Raw genomic sequence first — 9,781 nt, 5'->3', positions numbered from 1 at the left:
GCGCCTTTCGGATCGCGCCAAGCGTGATGAGGCATTGAAGCCCGAGATTGAGCGTGTCTTCGAGGAAAACCTAAGCGTCTATGGCGTTCGCAAAGTGTGGCATCAAATGCGCCGGGAAGGATTTGATATAGCGCGCTGCACTGTCGCCCGATTGATGAAGGACATCGGCATTGAAGGTGTTGTCCGAGGCAAGAAACCGAAGACCACGATCCCTGATAAGGCGCTTCCGTGTCCATTGGACAAGGTGAACCGCCAGTTCCATGCACCAGCGCCAAACGTGCTGTGGGTGAGCGACTTCACCTATGTCGCGACATGGCAGGGGTTTGTGTATGTGGCGTTCGTCATTGACGTCTTCGCCCGTCGTATCGTTGGCTGGCGTGTCAGTCGCACGGCCACTGCCGGATTTGTCCTCGATGCTTTGGAGCAAGCCATTCATCAACGCAGACCAGTTCAGGGCCAACTGGTGCATCACTCGGATCGCGGGTCGCAATATTTGTCGATCAAGTACACCGAACGACTGGCCGAGGCGAAGATCGCCCCGTCTGTCGGCAGTGTTGGGGATTCCTACGACAATGCCCTGGCGGAAACGATCAACGGCCTGTTCAAAGCAGAGGTCATTCACCGGCGTGGCCCATGGCGCAGCTTCGACGCCGTCGAATACGCCACCTTGGAATGGGTCGATTGGTTCAACAACCGACGCCTGCTGGAGCCTATCGGGAACATCCCACCAGCAGAGGCCGAGGCCAACTTCTACGCTGCACTGCAAAGATCAGACATGGCCGCGTAACTAAGACAAATCAGCCTCCGGCAAACCCGGTGCGGTTCACAAAGCGGCCTGACACAAACCGCCCCGTTACCGAAGTCCAGAGCCTAGTTTTCGCCATGATGCCTCCACGTTGGTTGTCGCATCATTCGCAAAAAAGTGAATCGCAGACAAACGTATGCTGAGGGGATACGCCCCATTTACCGGGGGTGCCGCGCTCCGGCCTGCATCGGCGGTCTTAAAGTCGGTCGGGATCTTCCTGGTCCGCCACCACCACCTCGGTGCGCCAGTCCTTGCAGGAGGCCGTTAGATCCACCGACAAGCGCCGGTCGGTAAAGAAGGCATCCACATCGGCGATCGAGGCGATCCGGGCCGGGGCGCTGCGTGCGAACTTGGTGTGGTCGGCCACCAGGTAGGTCTTGCGCGACTGGCGCAGGATGGTCTTGCTGACGCTGACCTCCTGAATGTCGAAATCCAGAAGATCCCCGTCCTGATCCAGCGCCGAGCAACCGATCACCGCCAGGTCGAACTTGAACTGGCGGATGGTTTCGGCGGCCAGATTGCCGACCAGCCCGCCATCGGCGCGGCGCAGCTGGCCCCCGGTCACCAGGATTTCGCAAGACGGGTTGGCGACCAGCATGTTGGCTACGTTCATGTTGTTGGTCACCACCATCAGGTTTTCATGATGCCGCAATTCCTGCGCCACGGCCTCGGTCGAGGTGCCGATGTTCAGAAACAGGGAAATGCCGTTGGGGATCCGTGCGGCGCAGGCCCGCGCGATGGCCTGTTTGGCGGTCGGGTTGAGCGACCGCCGTTCCTCGTACCCGATGTTGGTGGTGCCCGAGGTCAGAACGGCGCCGCCATGGACACGCTCCAGCCGCCCGTCTTCGGCCAGATCGGTCAGGTCGCGCCGGATGGTTTGCAGGGTGACACCGAAATGCGCCGCCAGACCTTCGACAGTCACCTTGCCTTCGCGACGCGCGATTTCAAGGATTTCCGGATGGCGAAAGGTCTGCGACATGGGTCTGGCGTGGTCCTGAAAGGTGTTCGCATATCTGGTGGCTGCCTCTCATCAGGGAGCACTGCACGCGAAAAAGCAACCAATGGCAGATAGATTTTCGATTTTGTTGTGTTTTGTGGTACAATTTGGGGAGATCAGCCGAGTATTTTCCGTTTAGCCCCGAAAAACGATCAAAAACGAACAATGTTCTTGCTCGAAGTGTCATCGTTTGCGATAACGCCTTCGAAGACGCGCAAGGGGGAGATTCGCGTGACTCAACCGACCGAAGACCAGACAACGGACCTGTTCATCATTGGCGGTGGCATCAATGGCTGTGGCATTGCCCGCGATGCGGCGGGGCGCGGTCTGACGGTGGCTCTGGCGGAAATGAACGATCTGGCTTCGGCCACATCCTCGGCCTCGACCAAGCTGTTTCACGGTGGGCTGCGCTATCTGGAATACTTTGAATTCCGTCTCGTGCGCGAGGCGTTGATCGAGCGCGAAGTGCTGTTGCGCGCCATGCCGCACATCAGCTGGCCCATGCGATTTGTTCTGCCGTATCATGAAGATATGCGTTTCGAATCCGACACGCCCACCTCGAAGCTTCTGGGCATCTTCATGCCGTGGATGAAGGGGCGCCGGCCCGCCTGGCTGATACGGCTTGGGCTGTTCATGTACGACAATCTTGGTGGCCGGAAGATCCTGCCCGGAACCTCGACCGTGGCGCTGACCGGCACGCCCGAAGGCGCCCCGTTACAGGACCGGTTTACAACGGCATATGAATATTCCGATTGCTGGGTCGAGGACTCGCGCCTCGTGGTGTTGAACGCCCGCGACGCCGAGGCGCGCGGCGCCCGCATCATGACCCGCACGCAGGTTGTCAGTGCCGAAAAGGATGGCACCCTGTGGCGGATAAAAACGCGCAATAGCGAAACCGGCGCGGACCACACTCATTTCGCCCGGATGCTGGTCAATGCCGGCGGGCCCTGGGTCGGCGATATCATCCAGACCAAGGTGCGGCTGAACTCGCGCGAAGGTGTGCGGCTGGTGCGCGGCAGTCATATCGTGACCCGCAAACTGTTTGACCACGGCAAATGCTATTTCTTTCAGGGCACCGACGGGCGGATCATCTTCGCCATTCCTTATGAGACCGACTTCACCCTGATCGGCACCACCGATGCCGAACATCCGACCCCCTCGGCCAAGCCCGAATGCACCCCCGAGGAGCAACGCTATCTGCTGAAGTTCGCCAATCAGTACTTCAAGCAGGACCTGGACGACACCGACGTGGTCTGGACCTATTCCGGCGTCCGCCCGCTGTACGACGACGGCGCCAGCAGCGCCACCGCGGCGACGCGAGACTATACGCTGAAGGTGGATACCAGCAGCGGTGTGCCGATGCTGAACATCTTCGGCGGCAAGATCACCACCTATCGCCGTCTGGCCGAAGGCGCCCTGGAAAAGATCGCGCAGCACCTGGGCAGCGATGCCAAGCCCTGGACTGCGGGCGTGCCCCTGCCCGGCGGAGACTTCCCGGTGGACGGGTTTGACGCCCTGGTCGCGGGTCTGCGCCGGGACTTTGCGTTCCTGGATGGCTTCTGGGCGCGCCGCCTTGTGCGCGCCTACGGCACACAAGCGCGTGACATTCTGGGCAATGCAGCCCAGGCTGACGATCTGGGCCGCGACTTCGGTGCCACTCTGACCGAGACCGAGGTCTCCTGGCTGATGGCGCATGAATTTGCCTGCACAGCCGAGGACGTGGTCTGGCGCCGCAACAAGCTGGGCCTGCGTCTGACGCGCGACGAGATTACTGCATTGAACACCTGGATGGCCGAACGCCGCCACGCCACGGCCGACACAACGGCCGCGGGATAAGGAGGAGGACCTGATGACGCTGGAACTGAAAGGCGTATCAAAGATCGTGGACGGGCAAACCCATGTCCATCCCACGGATCTGTCGCTTGAAAACGGCACTATGAACGTGCTTCTCGGCCCAACGCTGTCGGGAAAGACCTCGCTGATGCGCCTGATGGCCGGGCTGGATGCGCCCGCTGCGGGCCAGATCCTGTGGAACGGAGAGGACGTCACCGGCCAGCGCGTGCAGGACCGCAAGGTGGCCATGGTCTATCAGCAGTTCATCAACTACCCGTCGATGAGCGTCTACGACAACATCGCCTCGCCCATGAAATTGCTGGGGATCGACAGCGCCGAGGTGGATCGCCGGGTGCGTGAAACCGCCGAGATGATGCAACTGACACCGATGCTGGACCGCAAACCGCTGGAATTGTCCGGCGGGCAGCAGCAGCGCTGCGCGCTGGCCCGCGCGCTGGTCAAGAACGCCGGTCTGGTGCTCCTGGACGAACCGCTGGCCAACCTGGACTACAAGCTGCGCGAGGAGATGCGCGTCGAGATTCCGAAGATCTTCGAGGCGTCCGGTGCGATCTTTGTCTATGCCACCACGGAGCCCGAAGAGGCGCTGCTGCTGGGCGGCAATACCGTCGCCCTGTGGGAGGGTCGTGTCACCCAGTTCGGGCCGACGCCCAGCGTCTACCGCCAGCCGGTGGATGCCACCACGGCGCGGGTGTTCAGCGATCCGCCGATGAACTTCCTGCAGATCTCGAAAACCGGCGACCGCATCATGTTCGGCGACGGCCAGAGCACTCCGGCGGCCGGCAAGCTGGGCGAACTGGCGGATGGCCGCTATACCGCCGGGTTCCGCCCCAACCATCTGGAAATCGGCAAGCACGTCAGCGACGCGATGGAATTCAAGACCACGCTCAGTGTCACCGAGCTGACCGGCTCCGAGACCTTCATTCACCTCGATCATCACGGCGACCGCTGGGTCGGGCTGGTGCACGGCATCCATGACCTGCCGATCGGCGAGGCGCTGTCGGTCTGGCTGGATCCGCGGCACGTCTACATCTTCGCCGAAGATGGAAAGCTGGTTGCGCCCGCCGCTTATGCGCTGGCGGCCTGAGGGAGAAACAGATGGCCAAGATCACACTCGACAACCTCGCCCATTCCTACCTGCCGAACCCGACCAGCGAGGATGACTACGCGCTGAAAGAGTTGAACCACGACTGGGACGACGGCGCGGCCTATGCCCTGCTGGGGTCGTCCGGTTGCGGCAAGTCTACCCTGCTCAACATCATTTCGGGGCTGTTGCATCCGTCGCAGGGGCGCATCCTGTTCGACGGCAAGGACGTGACCGCCGCCCCCACGGCGGAACGCAACATAGCGCAGGTTTTCCAGTTCCCGGTGGTCTATGACACCATGACGGTGCACGACAACCTGGCCTTCCCGCTGCGCAACCGGGGCCGCGACGAGGCCTATGTGGCCGAGCGCGTGCAGGAAATCGCGCGCATGATCGGCATGGAGGACATGCTGAACAAGAAGGCGCGCGGCCTGACCGCCGATGCCAAGCAGAAGATCAGCCTGGGCCGGGGCATGGTGCGCAAGGACGTCAACGCCCTGCTGTTCGACGAGCCGCTGACCGTCATCGACCCGCACATGAAGTGGGAATTGCGGACCCAGCTGAAGAAGCTGCACCACGATTTCGGACACACGATGATCTATGTGACCCACGACCAGACCGAGGCGCTGACCTTCGCCGATAAGGTGGTGGTGATGTACGACGGTCGCGTGGTGCAGATCGGCACGCCGGACGAATTGTTCGAACGGCCCGAGCACACCTTCGTGGGCTATTTCATCGGCTCGCCGGGCATGAATGTGATCCCGGTGCGGATCGACGGCAACAAGGCCCATCTGAACGGCGCCCATGTGGATCTGGCGCAGGGTTACAAGCCATTGTCGGGCAAGGTCGAGATCGGCGTGCGCCCCGAGTTCGCGCGGCTGTCGCAGACCGAGGGCCTGCCGGTCAAGGTGCGCCGGGTCGAGGACGTGGGCCGCCACAAGATCATCCGGGCCGAGTTCTTCGGCACCGACATCAACATCATCGCCGGCGAGGACGAACACGTCAGCGCCGACATGAACCGCGTCAGCTTCGATGCGGCCCATGTCAACGTCTACGCCAACGACTGGCGCGTGCAGGGAGAGGCCGGATGACGCCGCCGCGCGGCAATCCGGGTCGCGGCTTTGGCCGGGCATCTGCTGTGACAGCGCGCCATGCGGCGCAATCGTCCGAGGAGGGGGCGAGCTAATGGAAAAGACAGTCAACCAAAAGGCATGGTTTCTGGTTCTGCCGGTGCTGCTGCTGGTGGCCTTCTCGGCGGTGATCCCGCTGATGACCGTGGTCAACTATTCCGTGCAGGACACTTTCGGCAACAACCAGTTCTTCTGGGCCGGTCTTGAGTGGTTCGAGGAGATGCTGGACTCCGAACGCATGTGGGACGCGCTGGGGCGTCAGCTGATGTTCTCGGCGATCATTCTGGCGATCGAGGTTCCGCTGGGCGTCTTCGTGGCGCTCAACATGCCGAAATCGGGATTCTGGGCCAGCTTCTGCCTGGTCATGATGTCCCTGCCCCTGCTGATCCCGTGGAACGTGGTGGGCACCATCTGGCAGATTTTCGGACGCGTCGACATCGGCCTTCTGGGCTACACGCTGGATGCACTGGGCATCAACTACAACTACACGCAGGACACGCTCGCGGCCTGGATCACCGTGGTGGTCATGGATGTGTGGCACTGGACCTCGCTGGTGGCGCTGCTGGCCTATGCCGGGCTGAAGTCGATCCCGGATGCCTATTACCAGGCGGCCAAGATCGACCAGGCCTCGCGCTGGAAGGTGTTCCGCTTCATCGAGCTGCCCAAGATCACCGGCGTTCTGATGATCGCGATTCTGCTGCGGTTCATGGACAGCTTCATGATCTACACCGAACCCTTCGTCGTCACCGGCGGTGGCCCCGGCAACGCCACGACCCTGCTGTCGATCGACCTTGTGAAGATGGCGCTGGGACAGTTCGACCTTGGACCCGCGGCGGCGTTCTCGCTGATGTATTTCCTTGTGATCCTTCTGGTCAGCTGGGTGTTCTACACCGTCATGACCAACCTTGAAAAACGGGAGGGCTGAGGCATGGCCGACATGACCGTCAACCAATCGAAGCCCCGCCGCCTGGCGCTGCCCAAGGTCAACAGCCGCGCCGTGGTGATGGGTCTGTACCTGCTGTTCCTGATGCTGCCGATCTACTGGCTGCTGAACATGAGCCTGAAGACCAACACCGAGATCCTGAACGAGTTCACCCTGTTCCCGCGCAACCTGACCTTTGCCAATTACGCCACCATCCTGACCGATCCGGCGTGGTACATGGGCTATGTGAACTCGCTGATCTATGTGGTGATGAACACCGTCATCAGCCTGGCGGTGGCCCTGCCCGCGGCCTATGCCTTCAGCCGCTATTCCTTCATGGGCGACAAGCATCTGTTCTTCTGGCTGCTGACCAACCGGATGGCGCCGCCGGCGGTCTTTGCCCTGCCCTTCTTCCAGCTTTACAGCTCGGTCGGGCTGTTTGACACGCATATCGCGGTGGCGCTGGCGCATTGCCTGTTCAACGTGCCACTGGCGGTCTGGATCCTGGAAGGCTTCATGCGCGGTGTCCCGAAAGAGATCGACGAGACCGCCTATATCGACGGCTACAGCTTCGGGCGGTTCTTCGTGAAGATCTTCATGCCGCTGATCGCATCGGGCATCGGGGTCGCGGCCTTCTTCTGCTTCATGTTTTCATGGGTGGAACTGCTGCTCAGCCGCACGCTGACCACCGTGGATGCCAAACCCATCGCTGCCATCATGACCCGAACGCAGGGCGCCGCCGGTATCGACTGGGGCGTGCTGGCCGCCGCCGGTGTGCTGACCATCGTTCCCGGCGCGCTGGTGATCTGGTTTGTCCGCAACTACATCGCCAAGGGCTTTGCCCTGGGGCGCGTGTAAGACAGAAAAGGGAGGATTCACAATGGCATGGATGGCATGGACCTGGCCGACCGCGATCTTCTTCATGGTTATTGCATCATTGCTGGTGACCTTTACGGTGCTTGCAATCAAGTTCCCGGAATCGCCCCGGACGGGCATTCTGCGGATCGAAACCACGCGGGGCGACCGGCTCTTCATCACTCTTCTGGGCTCGGCCTTCATCAATCTGGCCTGGCTCGGGATCGTCGGGGCGCATCAACCATACGCCCTGATCGTCTGCCTGATCTACGCTGCCGCGGTGTTCCGCTGGGTGTAGGGACAGGCCCCGTGGCCGGGGAAGGAGGAGACCCGGCTGCGCATAAGACATCCTCAACTATGGTTCAAACGGGAGGACTCACATGAACCTCAACCTTAAATCCACCACGGCAGCCTTGCTGGTGCTGGCGGGTCCGGCATTCGCCGACATGAACGCGGCGACCGCGTTCCTGGATGCGGAAATCGGCGATCAGTCGTCGCTGTCCCGCGCCGAGCAGGAAGCCGAGATGCAGTTCTTCGTGGATGCGGCCAAGCCCTATGAAGGGATGGAAATCAAGGTCGTTTCCGAAACCATCGACACCCACAGCTATGAAAGCCAGGTTCTGGCCCCGGCCTTCACCGCCATCACCGGTATCAAAGTCACCCATGACCTGATCGGCGAGGGCGATGTGGTCGAAAAGCTGCAAACCCAGATGCAGTCGGGCGAGAACATCTATGATGCCTACGTCAACGACTCCGACCTGATTGGCACCCATTGGCGCTATCAGCAGGTGCGCAACCTGACAGACTGGATGGCGGGCGAAGGCGCGGATGTAACCAACCCTGGACTGGACCTGGACGATTTCATCGGCACCCAGTTCACGACGGCACCGGATGGCAAGTTGTACCAACTGCCCGACCAGCAGTTCGCCAACCTGTACTGGTTCCGCTATGACTGGTTCAACGATCCCAAGAACCAGGAAGATTTCAAGGCGGCCTTCGGCTATGATCTGGGCGTTCCGGTCAACTGGTCGGCCTATGAGGATATTGCCGAATTCTTCACTGGCCGCGACCTGTCGCACATGGGTATCGAAGGCGACGTCTATGGCAACATGGACTATGGCAAGAAAGATCCCTCGCTGGGCTGGCGTTATACCGACGCGTGGATGTCGATGGCCGGCATGGGCGACGTGGGCGAGCCGAACGGCCTGCCCGTGGACGAATGGGGCGTTCGCGTGAACGAGAACTCGCAGCCCACCGGGTCCTGCGTGGCGCGCGGCGGGGCAACCAATGCGCCGGCGGCGGTCTATGCGGTGACCAAAGCCATTGAATGGTTGCAGAAGTATTCGCCGCCCGCATCCATGGGGATGACCTTCTCCGAGGCGGGCCCGATCCCCGCGCAGGGCCAGATTGCCCAGCAGATGTTCATGTACACCACCTTCGTGCCGCCGCTGGTGGCCTCCGAGACGGTCATGAACGAAGACGGCACGCCGAAATGGCGCCTGGCCCCTTCGCCGCATGGGGTCTATTGGAAGGATGGCCAGAAGGTCGGCTATCAGGACGTGGGTTCCTGGACGCTGATGAAATCGACCCCGGTCGATCGGGCGCAGGCGGCCTGGCTTTATGCCCAGTTCGTGACCTCGAAGACCGTGGACGTGAAGAAATCCCACGTCGGTCTGACTTTCATCCGCGAATCCACCGTGCAGCATGACAGCTTCACCGAACGTGCCGACAAGCTGGGCGGTCTGGTCGAGTTCTACCGCTCGCCGGCCCGGGTTGCCTGGTCGCCGACCGGCACCAACATCCCGGACTATCCGAAGCTGGCGCAGCTGTGGTGGCAGAACATCGGCGACGCCATGTCGGGTGCCAAGACCCCGCAGGAAGCGCTGGATGGGCTGTGCGCCGATCAGGAACGCGTGCTGGAGCGGCTCGAGCGGGCCGGCATCCAAGGCGACATCGGTCCGAAGCTGAACGAGGAGCGTGACGCGGAATACTGGCTCGCCCAGCCCGGTGCACCCTATGCCAAGCTGGAAAACGAGGACGAAGAGCCCCAGACCGTCAGCTATGACGAGCTGATCAAGTCCTGGCAGTAACCTCCCCCCGGCCGGGGCCTTTCGGGGCCTCGGCCATCTGCTTTCAA

The 9,781-nt window shown here is 61.6% G+C and carries 9 protein-coding genes; 8 read left to right on the top strand and 1 reads right to left on the bottom strand.

Annotation, left to right across the window (positions count from 1 at the left end):
* On the top strand, positions 1-787 hold a 787-nt coding region (locus AB0T83_RS12405; protein ID WP_366193445.1), incomplete at its 5' end, for an IS3 family transposase.
* A 214-nt stretch (positions 788-1,001) separates the two neighbouring features.
* Here the strand turns inward: AB0T83_RS12405 and AB0T83_RS12400 are convergent.
* Positions 1,002-1,784, bottom strand: a complete 783-nt coding sequence (locus tag AB0T83_RS12400; protein ID WP_366193443.1) for a DeoR/GlpR family DNA-binding transcription regulator — start codon at positions 1,782-1,784, stop codon at positions 1,002-1,004.
* Between the two features lie 249 nt (positions 1,785-2,033).
* On the opposite strand from AB0T83_RS12400, the gene glpD reads away from it, so the two are divergent.
* From glpD to AB0T83_RS12365, 7 genes are all read left to right on the top strand, one after another.
* Positions 2,034-3,638 (top strand): glycerol-3-phosphate dehydrogenase, encoded by a 1,605-nt coding sequence (gene glpD, locus AB0T83_RS12395; RefSeq protein WP_366193441.1) that lies wholly within the window; start codon positions 2,034-2,036, stop codon positions 3,636-3,638.
* A 13-nt stretch (positions 3,639-3,651) separates the two neighbouring features.
* Positions 3,652-4,740 carry an ABC transporter ATP-binding protein gene (locus tag AB0T83_RS12390; protein ID WP_366193439.1) on the top strand — a complete coding sequence of 363 codons (1,089 nt, stop codon included), beginning with the start codon at positions 3,652-3,654 and terminating at the stop codon, positions 4,738-4,740.
* 11 nt (positions 4,741-4,751) lie between these two features.
* Entirely contained in the window at positions 4,752-5,828 is a 1,077-nt protein-coding gene (locus AB0T83_RS12385; RefSeq protein WP_366193437.1) for an ABC transporter ATP-binding protein, read from the top strand.
* A 94-nt stretch (positions 5,829-5,922) separates the two neighbouring features.
* Positions 5,923-6,792, top strand: a complete 870-nt coding sequence (locus AB0T83_RS12380) for a carbohydrate ABC transporter permease (RefSeq protein ID WP_366193435.1) — start codon at positions 5,923-5,925, stop codon at positions 6,790-6,792.
* A gap of 12 nt (positions 6,793-6,804) precedes the next feature.
* Positions 6,805-7,647 carry a carbohydrate ABC transporter permease gene (locus AB0T83_RS12375; protein ID WP_435891166.1) on the top strand — a complete coding sequence of 281 codons (843 nt, stop codon included), beginning with the start codon at positions 6,805-6,807 and terminating at the stop codon, positions 7,645-7,647.
* 22 nt (positions 7,648-7,669) lie between these two features.
* Entirely contained in the window at positions 7,670-7,942 is a 273-nt protein-coding gene (locus tag AB0T83_RS12370; RefSeq protein ID WP_193141373.1) for a DUF2160 domain-containing protein, read from the top strand.
* A gap of 82 nt (positions 7,943-8,024) precedes the next feature.
* Positions 8,025-9,734: an ABC transporter substrate-binding protein gene (locus AB0T83_RS12365; protein WP_366193431.1), complete on the top strand. Its 1,710-nt coding sequence runs from the start codon at positions 8,025-8,027 to the stop codon at positions 9,732-9,734.
* Positions 9,735-9,781 lie beyond the last annotated feature (47 nt).

Origin of the sequence: Meridianimarinicoccus marinus, from assembly GCF_040689105.1 — a bacterium.
GTDB classification, from domain to species: Bacteria; Pseudomonadota; Alphaproteobacteria; order Rhodobacterales; family Rhodobacteraceae; genus Meridianimarinicoccus; species Meridianimarinicoccus marinus.
This window is presented reverse-complemented; position numbering and strand designations above follow the sequence as displayed.